This is a genomic window from Methylophilaceae bacterium (assembly GCA_018398995.1).
Classification (GTDB): Bacteria; Pseudomonadota; Gammaproteobacteria; order Burkholderiales; family Methylophilaceae.
In genome coordinates, this window is sequence record CP073759.1 from 481,939 (window position 1) to 501,295 (window position 19,357).

16 protein-coding genes are annotated in these 19,357 nt (G+C 42.5%); 11 read left to right on the top strand and 5 right to left on the bottom strand.

All coding sequences use genetic code 11. From position 1 onward, the window contains the following. Nucleotides 1-2: 2 nt before the first annotated feature. The 5 genes from KFB94_02435 to KFB94_02455 form a co-directional block, all read right to left on the bottom strand. Complete coding sequence (locus KFB94_02435; protein QVL46540.1) at nt 3-1,301, bottom strand: aminopeptidase P N-terminal domain-containing protein; 1,299 nt, start codon at nt 1,299-1,301, stop codon at nt 3-5. A gap of 130 nt (nt 1,302-1,431) precedes the next feature. After that, nucleotides 1,432-1,914 (bottom strand): hypothetical protein, encoded by a 483-nt coding sequence (locus KFB94_02440; GenBank protein QVL45987.1) that lies wholly within the window; start codon nt 1,912-1,914, stop codon nt 1,432-1,434. Next, nucleotides 1,914-2,918: an acetyltransferase gene (locus KFB94_02445; protein ID QVL45988.1), complete on the bottom strand. Its 1,005-nt coding sequence runs from the start codon at nt 2,916-2,918 to the stop codon at nt 1,914-1,916. Before KFB94_02445 ends, KFB94_02440 begins: the two co-directional genes overlap by 1 nt. Then, complete coding sequence (locus KFB94_02450) at nt 2,899-3,603, bottom strand: nucleotidyltransferase family protein (protein QVL45989.1); 705 nt, start codon at nt 3,601-3,603, stop codon at nt 2,899-2,901. Before KFB94_02450 ends, KFB94_02445 begins: the two co-directional genes overlap by 20 nt. Beyond that, nucleotides 3,603-4,595 carry a phosphotransferase gene (locus tag KFB94_02455; protein QVL45990.1) on the bottom strand — a complete coding sequence of 331 codons (993 nt, stop codon included), beginning with the start codon at nt 4,593-4,595 and terminating at the stop codon, nt 3,603-3,605. Before KFB94_02455 ends, KFB94_02450 begins: the two co-directional genes overlap by 1 nt. Nucleotides 4,596-4,776: 181 nt before the next feature. On the opposite strand from KFB94_02455, the gene KFB94_02460 reads away from it, so the two are divergent. The 11 genes from KFB94_02460 to nadD all read left to right on the top strand — a co-directional run bounded on the left by KFB94_02460 (nt 4,777) and on the right by nadD (nt 18,142). Continuing rightward, nucleotides 4,777-7,206 (top strand): LPS-assembly protein LptD, encoded by a 2,430-nt coding sequence (locus KFB94_02460; protein ID QVL45991.1) that lies wholly within the window; start codon nt 4,777-4,779, stop codon nt 7,204-7,206. Next, complete coding sequence (locus tag KFB94_02465; GenBank protein QVL45992.1) at nt 7,203-8,531, top strand: peptidylprolyl isomerase; 1,329 nt, start codon at nt 7,203-7,205, stop codon at nt 8,529-8,531. The genes KFB94_02460 and KFB94_02465 overlap by 4 nt, the downstream gene beginning before the upstream one ends. Before the next feature lie 17 nt (nt 8,532-8,548). Next, the gene (gene pdxA, locus KFB94_02470) at nt 8,549-9,574 is read left to right on the top strand and encodes a 4-hydroxythreonine-4-phosphate dehydrogenase PdxA (GenBank protein ID QVL45993.1); all 1,026 of its coding nucleotides are present in this window, start codon (nt 8,549-8,551) and stop codon (nt 9,572-9,574) included. Next, nucleotides 9,571-10,359 (top strand): 16S rRNA (adenine(1518)-N(6)/adenine(1519)-N(6))-dimethyltransferase RsmA, encoded by a 789-nt coding sequence (rsmA, locus tag KFB94_02475; GenBank protein QVL45994.1) that lies wholly within the window; start codon nt 9,571-9,573, stop codon nt 10,357-10,359. Before pdxA ends, rsmA begins: the two co-directional genes overlap by 4 nt. A gap of 55 nt (nt 10,360-10,414) precedes the next feature. Further along, a complete protein-coding gene (adk, locus tag KFB94_02480) occupies nt 10,415-11,068 on the top strand; it encodes an adenylate kinase (GenBank protein ID QVL45995.1) in 654 nt (217 codons plus the stop codon). A gap of 108 nt (nt 11,069-11,176) precedes the next feature. Beyond that, nucleotides 11,177-11,959: a DUF2189 domain-containing protein gene (locus tag KFB94_02485; protein QVL45996.1), complete on the top strand. Its 783-nt coding sequence runs from the start codon at nt 11,177-11,179 to the stop codon at nt 11,957-11,959. Nucleotides 11,960-12,049: 90 nt separating this feature from the next. Next, entirely contained in the window at nt 12,050-14,665 is a 2,616-nt protein-coding gene (gene leuS / locus KFB94_02490; GenBank protein ID QVL45997.1) for a leucine--tRNA ligase, read from the top strand. Between the two features lie 90 nt (nt 14,666-14,755). After that, nucleotides 14,756-15,166: a hypothetical protein gene (locus tag KFB94_02495; GenBank protein ID QVL46541.1), complete on the top strand. Its 411-nt coding sequence runs from the start codon at nt 14,756-14,758 to the stop codon at nt 15,164-15,166. 1 nt (nt 15,167) lies between these two features. Next, entirely contained in the window at nt 15,168-16,208 is a 1,041-nt protein-coding gene (locus KFB94_02500; protein ID QVL45998.1) for a DNA polymerase III subunit delta, read from the top strand. Between the two features lie 2 nt (nt 16,209-16,210). Then, nucleotides 16,211-17,470 (top strand): glutamate-5-semialdehyde dehydrogenase, encoded by a 1,260-nt coding sequence (locus tag KFB94_02505; GenBank protein QVL45999.1) that lies wholly within the window; start codon nt 16,211-16,213, stop codon nt 17,468-17,470. Nucleotides 17,471-17,482: 12 nt separating this feature from the next. Continuing rightward, nucleotides 17,483-18,142 (top strand): nicotinate-nucleotide adenylyltransferase, encoded by a 660-nt coding sequence (gene nadD / locus KFB94_02510; GenBank protein ID QVL46000.1) that lies wholly within the window; start codon nt 17,483-17,485, stop codon nt 18,140-18,142. Nucleotides 18,143-19,357: the final 1,215 nt, after the last annotated feature.

The window sequence follows — 19,357 nt, forward strand, 5'->3', positions numbered from 1 at the left end:
TCTCAGCTTGCACCCATTTGCGCTTCAATATCAACCACGGATTTAATTGCTTCTTTACTGAGCACCTCATTCCCTTGCGCAGTAATCAGCACATCATCTTCTATTCGAATACCCGTATGCCAAAAATGTTCGGGGACATCTGGCGCGGGGCGCACATAGCAACCAGGCTCTACCGTCAACACATGCCCTGCTGTTAGCGCCGTCCAATCACCTTCTCTGTCTTTATAATCGCCAACATCATGCACATCTAAACCGAGCCAATGCCCTGTGCGGTGCATATAAAATTGCCGGTAGCTACCATTTTCCAGCACTTCGTCTTTTGTACCTTGACACAAACCAATATCGATAAACCCTTGCACCAATACATCTAGCGCAGCCTCATGCGGCATATTCCAATTGTTGCCGGGTTTTGCCGCATCAATTGCAGCCAACTGTGCAGTCAGCACCAATTGGTATAAGTCTTTTTGTGGGGAGCTAAATTTGCCATTGACTGGAAAGGTACGGGTAATATCGCTAGCGTAGCCATCTAACTCACAGCCAGCATCAATCAACAATAAATCACCTTGATTTAATAGGCAATTATTCGCATTGTAATGCAAGGTACAGGCATTAGCGCCACCCGCAACAATGCTATTATAGGCAGGCGCTTGTGCGCCTTTTCGATAAAATTCATGTAAATATTCTGCTTCAATTTCATATTCCATTTTGCCTATTTTGGTTTTTTGCATAGCGCGGTTATGCGCCATGGCGGCAATATTGGCAGAACGTCTCATTATATCAATTTCAAATGGTGTTTTTAGCAAGCGCTGACGATCAATCAGCTGACGCACGTCCAATATAACTTCTGGCGCAAAAGCACCTGTGCGCGCTAAGTCTTTGACTTGATTTATCCACTGCGTCACTTTTGTATCCCACGCCACATCTGCCCCCAAGCTATAAAATAGCTTGCTTTGATTCGATAACAACTTTGGCATCATTGCATTCAACTGACTGATCGAATAAGCCTCATCAAAACCAAATACATCTTGCGCAGCTTTGGGGCCATAACGAAAGCCATCCCAAATCTCTCGCTCCATATCCTTATCACGACAAAACAAAATAGTTTTAGGCTGATTGCCAGCGATTAATACTAATATGGACTCTGGCTCTTTGAAGCCAGTTAAGTAATAAAAATAGCTATCAAAGCGATAGGGATAATGACTATCGCGATTGCGAATTGCTTCAACTGCAGTCGGCACGATTGCAATGCCCTCGCGCATGTTGGCTAACAGCTTATCTCTTCTAGCTTTAAACTCTTGTATTGGAAAAGTCAAATAATGTCCTTATTTTTGGCGCTTACGTCTCTATGCATTTTAGCTTATTTGGTCGCTAATTGGGCATTCGGTTCCATCTGCTTCATTGCCCAACCGCATCACCCATCAACAATGATCACTATCTTAAAATTGCCTTTTTCTTTTGTTGGCGACGATACCAAAACAAAATCACAATCCCGGCAACATTAGGCCACCAAATATACCAATGCGACCATGCTATTCCATCCACAGTAAAATCTGAGAGTGGCCAAAAAATTGGCGTGGCAAAGTAGGCTTTGGTATGAAAAGGAAAATCCAGTACAATATGAAAAGGCCAAGCCAACATAGCGAAAGCGATGCCTCTGCGCCACAATGCAACTAAACCTATCATCGGCAAGCTAATTAAAAAACTGTGCCCAATGGCGTAATGAAGATACAACCATGACGGCAGGCTCTCTAGAGAGGGTTTACCAAATTGCATTGTGCCCTCAATGATGCGCATTGCCATTAATGCACCAAATGAGATTAAGTCTGGGAAAGCACCAAATAATATCGCCAATAATGCATAGCGCTTATATCCAAATAACCCATAACCCCAAAGTGCGTGACTAAACGTATCCATTATGTTTTACCGTGGTATCTTTCATTCGCGTAAGTGTGGCTGACCAACGTAACCAATCGATTCAATTCAGTCGCAGGTAACGCATTAATGCCTGCTGCACCTTCACGCCCACCGCCTGTTGCAAATTGATTGCAAATATCAGCTGCGCCATAAGGGTTATTCTTGGGTGCGCGCAGGCTAATGGTAAAGCTTTGGTCATGATTATTGCTGACAATGACTATCGCTTTATCACGATTTTCTGCTGCCAATATATTGCCATAAGTACCACTAATACGATTTGACCAAGCTGCATTGGGCAACTCAACTAGCAGCAAACACGCAATATCAGATTGGATAGGGGTTTCTTGCGCCTGGGTTAAGTCTGCCTCATATCCGCTTTTTAAGCGGGCATATGGTGATGCAGCATCTGCAATAACCGCAAATGGACTATCGTAGGCCATTAAGCGGGTATACAAATCATCTGGTGCGAAATACAAATCTTCAACTGTATGGCCATAGGCATTGTAATTAATCAGCACGCCAAGCTCTTTTAATGCTGCCTTTTGTTGGTCAGTCAACTCCAATTGATCCGCCAACTGATTTGCTGAAGCATCTAATCCATCACCATAAGCAGCCGTAACTGCCCATAACGGCTGTGCATTTTGCAAATAATCATTTATCAATAAAGCTGTGCAAACCGCAGGGTTGGTATCAATGACTGTTGTTAAACATTCATGCGCAAATAACTTGTTTGCTTGGTGGTGATCGCAATAAAACACTGAATTGGCCTGTGCAAGCAGCCTGGCTACCTCATGCTCATTTTTATCAAACGATACGTCTAACACCGTCATGTGAGCTTGATTCGCGTCGGCATTACTAATGTTACGCATCAACTTTATATCACGTTTAACGCCCGTTACTAAGCGCTGCTGTTCTACTGCAACAGGGTTTACTTTACGCAGCTGAATCAGCGAAAAGATACCATCTGCATCGCCATTAAAAACATCAATGTACATTTTTGCCATGATCATGAAGATGGTTAGCTGTACGCAAACGTACATCGATTTCATGCAAGCGCTGTGGCGTACCAATATCATGCCAAACACCTTGGAAGTGCTCGCCAGTAACTAAGCCATTGGTCATGGCTTGTTTTAGTAAAGGAGCCAGCTTTGCCGTATCCCCTTTTTTTATTTGTTGAAATAGTATTGGTGAATAAACGCCGATGCCTGAAAAAGTAAGCTTCTCTTCACCATCGCTATTAAGCTGATGCGCTTGCAATGCAAAATCGCCTTCTGTATGTTGTGGTGGATTATTGACCATCACCAGATGGGCTAAGTTCGGCTTATTTAAGGCATGCGTTAGGTGTAAAAAATCAATCTCGCAAAAAACATCAGCATTAACAACTAAAAATGGCGCATCGCCCAACAATGGCAAGGCATTAGCTATACCCCCTGCGGTCTCTAACGCACTAGCCTCTGCGCTATACTCAATGTGACAATCCCACTGATTTCCATCACCAAGGGCTTGTTCAATTGTTTGCCCTAAATATGCATGATTAATTACCAACTCTTTAAAACCTGCAGCAACCAGACGCTCAATGTGCCAAACAATCAATGACTTACCACCAACCTTCAATAGCGGCTTTGGTAGACTGTCTGTCAAAGGACGCATACGCTCTCCACGACCAGCGGCTAAAATCATGGCTTTCATTAAAATGTATATCCCGCTTTCTCTTCATATCCTTGTAATGTGTTGAGCAATTTTAACATTGGTCGCAACTCCAAATAGCGGCCACAAACACGACGCAAATAGTCCATGACCAACGGCATATCTTTTAGATAACCATCTTTGCCATCTCGGTGTGACAATCTTGCAAAGATACCAAGTACTTTAATGTGTCGCTGCGCGCCCATCCATTCAAAGTCACGATAAAACTCGCTGAAATCGCGCGGAACAGGTAATTGCACTTTTCTGGCAGCATCCCAATAACGCACAACCCAATCCATCATCTCTGCCTCCTCCCAACCAATATAAGCATCTTTTAATAAGGAAACCAAATCATAAGTAATTGCCCCATAGACTGCATCTTGGAAATCCAAAATACCAGGATTATTATCGCAGACCATTAAATTTCGAGCGTGGTAATCCCGGTGCACATAGACCTGTGATTGATGCACAATATTGTCAGTCAGCACAGCAAATGTTTTCTGCAATACCGCCTGCTGTGCATCACTCAATTGTATATTTAAGTGTTTAGCAATATACCAATCTATAAATAACTGCATTTCACGCATCAACATAGCAGCGTCATAATTAGGCAATATTCCAGGCTTGCTCGCTAGCTGTAACTTGATTAATGCATTTGTGGCATCGCCGTACATCGATTGTGCATTGTCTTTAGTTAATTCAGACAAATACGTTTTGCTGCCCAAATCACTTAATAGCAAAAAGCCCTGCTCAAGATCTTGTGCAACGATTTCAGGTACATGCAATCCACATGCTAAAAATAATCGATCAACATCAACGAACAATTGGCAGTTCTCTAGCTGAGGCGGTGCATCCATGGCGATTAATGTTTCATTTTCCAAGTGCACACGAAAATAACGCCTAAAGCTTGCATCAGCAGATGCTGTGCTTAAGGTAAAAGGCCTTTTAGGGAGCACACGTATTAACCAATGTTCTAGTTCTTTTTTTCTATCCATGACAATCTTCTTTAAGGTAAAATTACTTTTTATAATGTAGCTAACGTATTGTTAAAAAGCTACATTTTTTATTGATTACACTTTTGTTCTATGACAATTTTGCTTTATGAGATTTTATCATGCGCGGAGATAATACTGTATTGAACAATTTTTCATTAAAAAAATGATTATTTAAACTTCATTGACTATCTACCGTACACACTTCAAACGCTATAAGCAATTTATTGCCAACGCAGTTGTGATTTATTTGCTTAGCTATAGCAGCTCTCCTGCTGCAGAAACACTCACGCGTGTATTGTTTAAAATACCAGAAACAGTTCAACCCGTGGCACTACCGGGTGCTATTGAAATAGCAGGTGATACGCTTGATCTCTATTTAGATAGAAAAATGCATGCTGTCGGTAATGCCGTGATCTCGCGTGATGATCAGAAAATATACGGCGATGTCATTGAATACAATATGCTCAATGATGAGCTTAGAGCAAAAGGCAATGTACGTATCGAACTAGGTGATGGCGTCATTACTGGCCCGGCCCTAAAAATGCGTTTAACAGATACGATAGGTGAAATGAAAAACGCCAGTATTAGCTTAAAAAAACCACTGTCTGTTAATGATGCCAACATCAAGACTTATAATGATCCCAATGTGTATGCGCAATCTAAATTAGTCAACAGGCATACTCGATTAACCGATAGTCCTAAGTTATATCAGGGCAATTATTTTGATGCTTCTGCACAGGACAAGCAGTCAACTGATACACCAATAAAAGCGTCACGGGCAGATGCCAAAGTCGTTCTGTTTGAAGGGAAGTCGAAGAAACGTTTAAAGTCGGCACGCTATACAACTTGTGAGGTGGGCGTGGATGACTGGTATATCAAAGCAGATGAAATTGAGTTAGATCAATTTACTGAGTCAGGATCTGCCAAGCATGCTTATGTCGAATTTAAAGGCTTACCATTGCTATATTCACCTTATATGAGCTTTTCATTTAATAATGAACGTAAGTCTGGCTTTTTGGCGCCAACTGTTGGCTCAACTAGTCGAAGTGGTTTTGAGACATTGGTTCCTTATTATTTTAATATTGCACCCGATAAAGATGCGACGGTGGGCGTACGTTTTCTCAGTCGACGTGGCGCGCAGTTGCAAGGCACCTTTCGTTATATGGGCGAAAACTACTCTGGTGCAGATAGTATTGAATATTTAAACCAAGATAGTCTTACTGGTGATCAGCGTTACTTTATCAATGTTAATCACACCCATTTATTAGGTGATGGCTGGTCAGCGGGATACAACATTGAAAAAGTATCTGATGATGAATACTTTTCTGATATGTCTACTCGCATTATCAGCACCAGCCAGGTCAATTTATCACAAGCTGGTCGTGTAGACTATGTTGGTGATGTATGGCGATTCAATGGTCTAGTACAAAAATATCAAACCTTAGATCAACTGAGTTTTCCATATGAACGATTGCCGCAAATATCGCTTTTTGCAGATAAAGAGTTTGGTGGCATACAAACAAACTTGAGCAGCCAGTGGACCTATTTTAACCTCAACAGTAATGCCCCTATTGCACCAACAGGTAATCGGCTCACGGTTTACCCAAGCATCAGCATGCCACTCATGAAACCGTATGGCTTTATTACCCCTAAACTTGGCTTACATGCAAGTCATTACAATCTGAATGATAATAACTTTGTTATCAATGGGCAGAACATTAGTAACAATTCAGCATCACGTACGCTCCCTATTTTTAGTTTAGATAGTGGCCTATATTTTGAACGTGATATTGGCGTTGCCGATAATAACTATACCCAAACCATAGAACCGCGTTTATTTTATGTGTATATCCCAAATAAAAAACAAGACTTGCTACCGATATTTGATACAGGTTTAGCTGATTTAAACATGACTACTTTGTTTACTGAAAATCAATTCGCAGGTGAAGATAGAATCAATAACGCCAACCAAATAAGCTTGGCATTAACAACAAGAGTTATTGATAGTGACACCGGCATAGAACGTTGGGCGGCCACTATTGGCCAGCGTTATTACTTTGCCGACCAAGAAGTCACTTTACCTGGCGGCACTGCAACACAAAGTAACAATACTGATATTATCGCAGGCATCACCGCACGTTTATCAAATCAATGGAACTTGGATAGCTTTTGGCAATATAACACTGATGACGCAAACACGGTCAGAGCCAATATTTTGGCGCGTTACAACCCCGAGCCAGGCAAGCTGATTAATGCTGGCTATCGTTACACGCAACAGTTTTTAGAGCAAATTAACGTAGCAGGTCAGTGGCCGCTGAGCCGTGGTTGGTACGGAGTTGGCCGAGTCAACTATTCAATACGAGACAAATCACTGATTGAAAGCTTAGCAGGACTAGAATATGATGCAGGCTGTTGGCAAGGAAGAGTGGTTGTGCAGCGCGTAGAAACAGCAACGGCGGATGCCAACTATGGTTTCTTTTTCCAACTTGAATTAGGCGGGATAAGCTCTATAGGCTCCAACCCATTAAATTTACTAAGACGTGACATTCCTGGATATGTAAGCTCCAGTGAAATTCCATATTTTTATAGACAGCAAAATTACAACCAATGAAATTATTGAATGCAAAATCCCCATTAATGCTTTTTTTATTGATCAGTATTCCGCTGAGCTTAAGTTTATTTTCACTGAGCGCGCTTGCTGATGACATTATCAAGTTAGATCGTATTGTTGCTATCGTCGACAAACAGGCTATTACAGAGCAGGAGTTAGAAACCAAAGTACAGACGGTTTCAGATCAGCTAGAAAAACAAGGTAAGCAACTACCAGAACCGCGCGTTCTGAGAAAACAGATTTTAGAGCGTCTTATTGTGGACAGTATTCAATTGCAGTTAGCTGAAGAAAGGGGCATTAAGGTTAACGAAGTGCAACTTGAAAAAACAATCGACCGCATTGCAGAACAAAATCAAATGACTGTTGAAGCCTTTAAAGCTGCCCTATCAAACGACGGTGTTTCATACCCTGTCTTTCGTGAAGATATGCGTAATGAAATAACAATCGCCAGGTTAAAAGAAGCTGAAATCAATAATCGAATCAACATTAGTGAAGGCGAAGTTGATAATTACCTGACTACCCAAGAAAACAGCACAGATGGTAAACAAGAAGAGTTTGATCTTTCTCATATTCTTATTCGAACCCCTGAAGATAGCTCACCAAAAGATTTAGAAATGGCACAACTCAAAGTAGAAGAAGCCTTAACAGCGCTTCGCAACGGTGATAGTTTTGAGCAGGTGTCTGCTCATTTTTCAGATGCGCCTAATGCGCTTGAAGGTGGCAATATGGGCTGGCGCAGCAGCAGTCAAATTCCGCCAGCATTTTTGGCACTATTGTCAGATTTGGCAGTAGGCGGTATATCAAAACCCATCCGTAGTCCTACTGGCTTTCATATTGTTAAGGTGAATAATAAACGGAGTGCTGATTCTACTTTAATTGTAGAGCAAACGCGTACACGCCATATCTTAATCAAGTTGAATGAGGTGGTGTCAGAGCAAGAAGCCAAATTAAAAATGGATGGTCTTAAAGAACGCTTAGATAATGGCGCAGACTTTGGCGAGCTGGCACAACAATATTCGGAAGATGGCTCTGCCAGTAGTGGCGGTGATTTGGGCTGGGTTAGCCCAGGTGATACCGTTCCTGAATTTGAAAAAGCAATGGATGCGCTTGAACCGCAAGCAATAAGCGAACCCATTCGCTCGCCATTCGGGTGGCACATTATTCAAGTCCTAGAGCGTCGCAAACAAGATATGACCGATCAGGCAGCGCGGATTCAAGCGCGTAAAGAAATTTTTGCGCGCAAAGTAGAAGAAGCCTACCAAGATTGGGTAAATGAGCTGCGCGATCGCGCTTTTGTCGAGTTAAGACTTGAGGACAACTTTTAGTCACATCTAAACCAACATTGAAAAAAGTCAATCCACGTATTGCTATCACTTCTGGCGAGCCTGCAGGCATTGGCCCCGACTTGTGCTTAATGCTGGCGCACCAATCTGTTGATGCTAACATCACCATTATTGGCGATATTGATATGCTTGCGGCCAGAGCAAAGCAGCTTAAGCTTGATATTGTATTATCGAAGCTGTCGCCAGAACTTCCATTAGACCAACCATCTAAAGTAACTAGCAAGCCGACAAATCTATCGGTCATGCATCTTCCAACACAAACAACAGTTGTTGCTGGCAAACTAGATGCCAACAACAGTCAATATGTGCTGAACACACTTAATGCGGCAATACAAGGTTGTCAACATCATCAATTCGATGCGATTGTCACAGCCCCAGTTCACAAAGGCATTATCAATGAAGCCGGTATTGCTTTTACCGGTCACACGGAGTTTTTAGCAGAGCAAACACACACACCACAAGTCGTGATGATGTTAGTTGGGGGTGGCTTGCGTGTGGCACTGGCAACAACCCATTTACCGCTATCAAAAGTGCCAGCGGCGATTAATCAAACATCATTGGAAACCACGATACGCATTCTGCATGCCGACTTAATGAGTCAATTTAACATCAGCAATCCTCGGGTATTGGTGGCAGGATTAAATCCACATGCGGGCGAAAATGGTTACTTGGGAGATGAAGAGATGACTATCATTAACCCTGTGCTGGAGCGCTTACGTAACGAAGGCATGCAGCTTATTGGCGCTTTACCTGCCGACACATTATTTACCAATCAACATTTAACCCAAGCAGACGCCGTGCTGGCGATGTATCACGATCAAGGCCTGTCTGTCTTAAAGTATGCCAGTTTTGGTAATGGCGTTAATATTACATTAGGGTTGCCCATTATCCGTACATCTGTTGATCATGGTACAGCACTTGATTTAGCTGGTACTGGCAATATTCATATCGGCAGCATGCAAGCGGCGCTTGCGCTTGCTATTCAACTGGCAAACAATCGATTGAAGTCGGATTATCCATCATGAAGCATCAAGCCAAAAAAAGATTTGGACAGAATTTTTTAACTGACCAAACCATTATTAACAGCTTAATTAATGCCATTAATCCGCAAGAAGGTGAACGGCTCATCGAAATTGGTCCTGGTCTAGGTGCATTAACCAAACCCCTTCTCAATAAAGTGACCGCATTGCATGTGGTGGAGATTGACCGTGACATTGTCAGTTGGATGTCGACTGAATACAATATGCCCGCGTATGAAAAAAACAAGTTGACTGTGCATAATGTGGATGCACTTAAATTTGATTTTTCATCACTGGGCAATGATTTACGGGTTACTGGGAACTTGCCATACAATATCTCAACGCCGATTTTATTTCACTTGTTAGATCATTTATCCAGCATTGTCGACATGCATTTTATGCTGCAAAAAGAAGTGGTTGAACGCATGGTTGCAGCCCCAGCAACACCAGCCTATGGCAGGCTCAGTGTGATGTTGCAATATTACTTGCAAATGGAATATCTTATTACCGTACCGCCTGAGGCATTTAACCCCGCCCCCAAAGTAGAGTCGGCTTTTGTTCGCTGCGTGCCACATACTATATTGCCATTCGTCGCAAAAGACACCGTGCTGTTTGCCACAGTGGTGCTTGCTGCATTTTCACAGCGTCGTAAAACCATCCGAAATACGTTAAAACCTTTTTTAAACGATGATGATTTTATGAAATTAGATATTGATGCACAGCGTAGAGCTGAAACGCTTAGCGTCGCCGAATTTGTTGTCATCACCAATTATCTGTATAGTGCTGTGTGAATTTTTTATTTCGTTTCATTTTTTTATTTTGTAACCACACGTAAGCGAGAATTGTATGAGAATCATTTTATTGGGTGCACCGGGTGCTGGCAAGGGCACACAAGCCACGTTCATTAAAGAGCACTTTAACATTCCACAAATTTCTACAGGTGACATGCTTCGCGCCGCCGTAAAAGCAGGAACGCCATTAGGCTTGGAAGCCAAAAGCTATATGGATAGTGGCGGTTTGGTTCCTGATGCCGTTATTATTGGCTTAGTATCGGAACGCATCAAAGAAGCTGATTGCAAAAATGGCTTTCTATTTGATGGCTTTCCACGCACGCTCCCACAAGCGGACGCAATGAAAGCAGCAGGCGTAATGATCGATTACGTGGTCGAAATTGATGTGCCTGATAGCGCGATTGTTGAGCGTATGAGTGGTCGTCGCAGTCACCCAGAAAGTGGTCGCACCTACCACGTCAAATTCAACCCGCCAAAAGTCCAAGGTAAAGATGATGTAACGGGTGAAAACTTAGTCCAACGTGATGATGATAAAGAAGAAACGGTCAAAAAACGCCTTGAGGTGTATCACGACCAAACAAAACCGCTGGTTGATTATTATGCTAACTGGGCGAATAGTGGCGTTACAGGAGCGCCAAAACATATCAAGGTCAATGGCTTGGGTGAAATGAATAGCATACGCGACAGTATTTTTGCTGCACTTGTTTAACTGCCGCACTTGTTTAACTGCTGCATTTGCTTTACAAAGGAATCCTGTGTATAAATTGGCAAATTAGCACTTAATAACTCAGGCCATGATTGACATAGGGGCAAGCTGATGAGCAAAAATAAAATCGCAGAGGTCGATAGTGCGTCGCAACGCTTTCCAGTTGTTCGCAAAATACAATCAAGTAACATTATTGACTGGCTCAGGCGTGGTTTAGATGATGTGCGACAAGCGCAATTTGCTAGCTTGTTTTATGGGATTATTTTTGCATGCGCTGGCATTCTCATGCATACCGTGTTATTTGATGCTAGCTGGTTACTATCTGCACTAACCACTGGCTTTTTGCTGATAGGCCCTTTTCTTGCGATGGGACTTTATGATTTAAGTCGACGTATAGAACTTGGTGAAAAACCAGTGCTAATCCCTAGCTTAAGCGCTTGGCGCGCAAACTTGATGAACGTTGGCATCTTTGCTGGTGTGTTGGTTGTTATTCTGTTAATTTGGGCGCGCGCATCATTAGTCATTTTTGCTTTATTTTTTCAAGGTGGGCTTCCTACATTTTTGGAGATTGTTCAAACTGTCATTACTTTTGAACAACCCACATTTGCCTTGGTGTATTTTGCGGTTGGCGGTTTTTTTGCTGCTTTTGTGTATGCGGTCAGCGTTGTTGCTATCCCACTCATGGCCGATCAAAAAACCGATGCTGTTACGGCAGCTATCGCTAGCCTACTAGCAGTTACCCGCAACGTCGTTCCAATGGTGTTATGGGCAATCACTATCGTCTTATTAGTTGCCATTGGGTTTGCCACCCACTTTATCGGCTTAATCATTACTATGCCGATTATCGGACATGCAAGTTGGCATGCCTACCGTGATTTAGTTGAACCAGTTTAACTGATTTCCCAACAGCTGCCTTTGGCTTTAACATACCAAAGCACTTGCCATGCAGTATAATGTTGCTTTTATTTAGCACCTTCACACGCCATGCAACAGCAATACCCTTTCAAACAAATCGAACAAGACGCACAAACATATTGGCACGAAAATCAGGCTTTTGCAGCCAGCGATAATAGCAATAAACCCAAGTATTATTGCTTATCTATGTTCCCTTACCCAAGTGGCAAACTGCACATGGGTCATGTACGCAATTATACAATAGGCGATGTATTAAGCCGCTATCATCATATGAAGGGGTTTAACGTATTACAGCCGATGGGTTGGGATGCGTTTGGTTTACCTGCAGAAAATGCAGCCATTCAAAATAATGTGCCGCCAGCCAAATGGACGTTTGACAATATTGCTTATATGCGCAAACAGCTTAAATCACTTGGTTTTGCCATTGATTGGTCACGTGAATTAGCCACTTGCCAGCCTGAATATTACCAATGGAATCAATGGTTATTTTTACGCATGCTTGAAAAAGGCATTGCTTACAAAAAAACCCAAACTGTTAACTGGGATCCCGTTGATCAAACGGTATTAGCCAATGAACAGGTGATTGATGGCCGTGGTTGGCGCACAGGCGCACTAGTCGAAAAACGTGAAATTCCAGGCTACTATTTCAATATTACTGGCTATGCACAGCAATTATTGGATGATTTAGACAAACTAACGGGCTGGCCAGAACGCGTAAAAACCATGCAAGCCAATTGGATTGGTAAAAGTGTTGGTGTGCGCTTTGCCTTTACGCACAACATTAAAGATGCAGATGGCTCGTTAATTGATGAGGGAAAATTATGGGTATTTACTACCCGCGCCGACACCATTATGGGCGTGACTTTCTGTGCAGTTGCCGCTGAACATCCGCTGGCAACATTTGCCGCAAAAAATAATCCTGCGCTACAAGCCTTTATAGACCAATGCAAACTGGGCTCAGTCACAGAAGCTGATATGGCAACGATGGAAAAAGAAGGTATGGATACGGGCTTAACCGTTACCCATCCGCTCACCCATGAAGAAGTGCCTGTTTGGATTGGTAATTATGTATTAATGTCTTATGGCGAAGGCGCAGTCATGGCTGTTCCTGCACACGATGAGCGCGATTTCTGGTTTGCGAAAAAATACCATTTAGCGATTAAACAAGTGATTGCAACTGACGACACATTTTCTGAAGATGCTTGGCAAGAATGGTATGGCGACAAAACCAAAGGCGTGTGCATGCATTCCGCACAATATGATGGTTTAGCTTATGCAGCAGCGGTTGATGCTATTGCTAACGATTTACATGCCAAGGGCTTAGGCGACAAACAAATCAACTGGCGCTTGCGCGATTGGGGTGTTTCGCGTCAACGCTATTGGGGTTGTCCAATTCCGATTATTCACTGCGATACTTGCGGCGACGTGCCAGTGCCAGACGATCAATTACCCGTAAAACTGCCTGAGGATTGCGTACCCGATGGCTCTGGCAACCCATTAAATAAATTAGATAGTTTTGTCAATTGCACTTGTCCAAGTTGTGGCAAACCAGCCAAACGTGAAACGGATACCATGGATACGTTTGTTGATTCTAGTTGGTATTACGCACGTTATGCTAGCGGCCAAAGTAGTGGATCAATGGTCGATGAACAGACCAATTATTGGATGCCAGTTGACCAATATATTGGCGGCATTGAGCATGCCATTCTGCATCTGCTTTACTCGCGCTTTTGGAGCAAAGTCATGCGTGACTTAGGCTTGGTCAATTATGACGAACCTTTCGCTAATTTATTAACGCAAGGCATGGTGCTTAATCATATTTTCTCTCGTCGCACCAACAAAGGCGGCATTGAATACTTCGCGCCAGAAGAAGTTAAGTTGATGCATGACGAACAGGGCAAAACAATTGGTGCGACTTTACTATCCGATGGAAAGCCTGTGGACTTTCAAGGCATGGGCACCATGTCAAAATCGAAACGAAACGGCGTCGATCCACAATCGCTCATTGATCAATATGGCGCAGATACCGCGCGATTTTTTATGATGTTTGCCGCACCGCCAGAACAAACATTAGAATGGTCAGATTCTGGAGTAGAAGGATCGCACCGCTTTATGAAAAGAGTTTGGCATTTTGGCTATGCTTTATCAACTGAAGCAACAGTTGAATTACCCGCAAAATTGACTAGCAACTTAGCGGCAGCAAGGCGCGAGATTCATTTAGGCTTAAAACAAGCCACTTATGATTTAGATCGCCAACAATTGAATACTGTTGCTTCTACTAGCATGAAAATATTAAATACACTGGAAAAAGTGCTAAAAGATGGCGAACAAGATTGGCAAAGTGTAGCGCATGAAGGCTTCTCCATCCTATTACGCATACTGTCGCCGCTTGCACCGCATATAAGCCAAGCTTTATGGAAAGAGCTGGGCTACGGTGATGATATTTTACACGCTAGCTGGCCCCAACCTTTAGAGGCGGCAATGGTTCAAGATGAAGTTGAGATGATGATTCAGGTCAATGGAAAATTACGCGGCAATTTGCAAGTGGCTCGCACTATCAGCATAGCTGAAATTGAACAATTAGTTGTTGTTCAAGATTGTGTAACGAAATTCTTGGTAGATAATAACACTGTGCGTAAAATTATTGTTGTCCCCAATAAACTGATTAATGTTGTGATTGGATAAGCATTGAAATCAATAACTTATTTTTATTTAATATCACTAATTGTTGCTAGTTTAAGTGCTTGTGGTTTTCATTTGCGCGGCCCCAGTGATATTCCTTTTAAGTCTGTTTATATTCAAGGGAACACCTTAACCATCTCAAAAGACCTTAAAAAGTATTTAAATACGAATGAAATTAAGATACTACCCTCTGCCGAGAATGCAGAATTATTAATTGATTTACTTGGCGAGGAAAATGAAAAGCGTATTTTGTCTTTGGCTGGCACGGGTACAGTAAACGAGTATGAATTGTATTACCGTATCAGCTATCGAACCAAAGTGTCTAATCAACCGCTGTGGTCGCAAGCGATTACAATTGAATCCAGACGTGATTTAACCTATAGCGATGCCACACTCTTATCAAAACAAACTGAAGAGAGAAAGTTGAACGAGAATATGCAACAAGAGGTAGTGAACAGATTAATTCGTAGACTCTCTGCACTAAAAAAACAATCACAACAATAATATGCAGTTGGCGCCCAATCAGCTACAGCAACACTTAAATAAAACCTTATCATCTATTTACGTTTTAGCAGGTGATGAGCCTTTGGGCCACAGTGAGTGTTTAGATGCTATTCGATTAGCCGCCAGAAATAATGGTGCTGAAGAGCGGATGAGCTTTATTGTTGATCGCAGTTTTAATTGGCAATCTGTGCAACAATTTGGCCAAGCATTATCGCTGTTTGCATCACAACGTATCCTTGAAATCGCCATTCCAAACGGCAAACCTGGCGTTGAAGGCAGTAAAGCATTAACCGATTTAGCAGAAAATCCAATTCCAGATACCACTACTATTATTATCTTACCCGCCCTTGCGCGAGAAACTAAAAAAAGTGTTTGGTTTAACACATTACAAAGTGCTGCAACCGTGATTGAGCTGAATGATGTGGCGCCTGCACAATTGCCACAATGGATTGCTAAGCGACTTGCATTGCAACATCAAACAGCAGATACCGCCTCACTTGAATTGATGGCACACCAAGTAGAAGGGAATTTGCTAGCGGCGCATCAAGAAATCCAAAAGCTGAGTTTGCTTTATCCTGAAGGCGCAATTAGTTTTGAAGATATTCAAACAGCGGTGTTGAATGTGTCACGCTACGATGCCTTTAAATTAGGTGAAGCCGTTTTAGTAGGGGATACGGCACGCACTTCACGTATTTTGCAAGGCTTGCAAGATGAAGGTGAGCAAGCAATCGCCGTGATGAATCCACTCATTTGGGTCTTGCGCCCATTAGTTCGGATTAAACGCGCGCAAGCCAATGGTGAAAATATCAATCAAGCCATGACCAATGCGCGTATTTATGGCGATCGTCAACAACTCACGCAACGCGCATTATCGCGCTTAACGTTGCGTCAATTAGAAGCCGCCTTACAAAAATTGTGCGATATTGATAGAATCGCTAAAGGCATCATGATAGGGGATGCATGGTTAGAACTCTCTAGGCTGTGTTTTGGTCTAGCAAAAGTAGGTAGCAAACGCTCAATAGATAAAGAAAATACAACATGAATATGTCAAACATCAAAGACTATATGGATACGCTCGGCAACAATGCTAGAACGGCTTCACGCGCAATTGCCAATGCAGACACCAACGTCAAAAATGCAGCGCTTACCAATATTGCGCATGCCATTTTGCGCGAAAAAGAAAGCTTGTTAGCCGCGAACGCCGAGGACTTGGCAGCGGCTAAAAAGAATGGTTTAGAAAGCGCATTAGTTGATCGTTTAACCCTAACGGCAAAAACCGTTGATAGCATGGCAGAAGGTTTACTACAAATCGCCAGCCTTGCCGATCCAATTGGCCAAATGAACAACTTTAAATATATGCCCAGCGGCATTCAAGTGGGTCAAATGCGCGTGCCTTTGGGTGTCATTGGCATTATCTATGAAGCAAGGCCAAACGTAACAGCGGATGCAGCAGGCTTATGTATTAAATCTGGTAATGCAGCGATTTTGCGTGGTGGTTCAGAAGCCATTCATTGTAATCAAGCACTCGCAAAACTGGTGCATGAAGGCTTAGAAAAAGCAGGCTTGCCAAAAGAAGTGGTGCAAGTGGTTGAAACCACTGACCGCGCCGCGGTAGGTGAACTGATTACCATGAAAGATTATATTGATGTGATTGTGCCTCGTGGCGGCAAAGGGCTCATTGAACGTATTGCCAATGATGCACGCATTCCTGTGATTAAACATTTAGACGGTAACTGCCACGTGTATGTGGATAGCGAGGCAGATATGGATAAAGCATTACGTATTGTAGAAAACAGTAAAACGCAACGCCTAGGCACTTGCAATACAGCAGAATCGTTATTGATTGCGCGTAGCGTTGCACAAAGCATGTTGCCAACAATTGCCGCTATGTTGATCAGCAAAGGCATTGAGATTCGTGGCTGTGCAGAAACTTGTGCATGGGTAAAAGAAGCCAAACCAGCAACAGTTGAAGACCATTATACCGAGTATCTAGATGCGATTATTTCATGCAAAGTAGTGGATGATGTAGACGAAGCGATTAGCCATATTAATCAACATTCATCACAACATACCGAAAGCATCGTAACGGAAAACTATACCAAAGCAAGACGATTTTTGCGCGAAGTTGATTCAAGTAGTGTGATGGTGAATGCCTCTACCCGCTTTGCCGATGGGTTTGAATATGGTTTAGGTGCTGAAATTGGCATCTCAACTGACAAACTGCATGCGCGTGGTCCTGTCGGTTTAGAAGGTCTTACTTCACTTAAATATGTTGTATTAGGTGATGGTCACATTCGCAACTAGGCGCAAAACTGTATGCGTCTAGTCGGCCTTCTTGGCGGTACGTTTAACCCCATTCATTATGGCCATTTACGCATGGCACAAGAGTTAGCCAATGGCTTAGGCATGGATGAAGTAAAGTTTATCCCCTCTGCTAATCCGCCACATAAAGACAGCGTCACCGTGTCAGCCGAACACCGCGCCACCATGGTCAAACTCGCGATTGCAGACAATCCATTATTTACCTTAGACAAACGTGAACTAGAACGCCAAGGCACTTCCTACACCATTGATACGTTAATCAGCTTACGCGAAGAATTAGGCAACAATACCGCGCTTTGTTTAATGATGGGCAGCGATGCCTTTATCAAACTCAATACCTGGCACCGCTGGCAAGCACTACTCGACTACGCGCACATTATTCTGGTACAAAGACCAAACCCTCTTTCGAACCAAGGCAAACCGCAAGAACCGCTACCTGACGAGTTGCAAACACTATTACGCGACCATTATGCTGAAGATGTTAGTGCTTTGCATGAGGAAAATTCTGGGTTGATTAATATGCAAGCGATTTCAGCGCAGGAGATTAGTGCGACGCAGATTAGGGAATTGTTGAAACTTGGACAATCGGTGAGGTATTTGGTGCCTAAGCAAGCAATTGAATATATTCAACAACAGCATCTTTATCAAAAATAAGTACTACTCAGCATTCATAAGGTAAACGTCTTCTAATCCGATTATGAAAATAGTGACATGGAACTGCAATGGAGCATTACGAAAAAAGCTTAATAAATTAGACTTATTAGATGCCGATGTATACATCATTCAAGAATGTGAGGACCCAGTAAGTTCAACATTAAGTTATCGCTCGTAGGCTGGGGATTATCTTTGGTTAGGTACCAATAAGAACAAAGGTATTGGAGTATTTCCTAAAAAAGGAAATATTGTAAACAAATTAAACTGGCATGGTTCGTTTAGCCTTAATGGTATAAATACAATACATAGCGCGTCTAAGTGGTCGTCTTCTGACTTAAAGTTATTTCTTCCATTTATACTCAACAATCAATATACCTTGCTTGGTGTTTGGACAAAAGGAAGCGATACAGAAGCATTTGGATACATAGGGCAACTTTGGAAGTATATTCAATTACATCAGAAAGAACTAAGCAACAAAAATACACTGATTATCGGCGATTTTAATAGCAATGCTATCTGGGATAAGCCAGATAGGTGGTGGAGTCACTCCGGAGTAGTGCAAGAGCTATAGCTACTCAACTTCAAAAGTGTTTACCATGTGCAGAATAATGAACGCCATGGTAGCGAAAGCCAGCCATCATTTTATTTACAAAGAAATTTAGCCAAGCCATATCACATTGACTACGCTTTTGTTTCAGTAGACTTACTTAAACTGAGTGCTCTAAAAATTGGAGTATTTCACAACTGGATAGAAGCTAGTGACCATATGCCAATTGAATTAGTTCTAAGCAATAATGAATTTGGATTCAGCACATAGAGTGTACTAACATTGCGCAATACTCCTAATCACTTATCTAATCAACACTCCTTTTCGCCTTTAGGCGACTCACTTTCTTTTGCTTGTGCTAAAGAAAGTAACCAAAGAAACACACACCCTGCTATCAAGCCCTTCACCCGCAAGGGGTGTCCCCAACCTCGCTAAATGCTAAAGCATTAAGTCGGTTGAGACGGGTTCCTTGCGTTGCTCAACAAAATAAGCGGCTGCGGAACTCGCCCTAACAGACTACACAAAACGTAGTCTGTCGCGGTGCTCAAACAGGTCCTCGCCTTCATCTTATTTTGTCTGCGCTACTCAGCTTGATCAAGGGGAAGGTAAAGCAACCCAACGTAGAGTGCTGTCATTCCCATGCAAATGGGAATCCATTTTGAATTTAA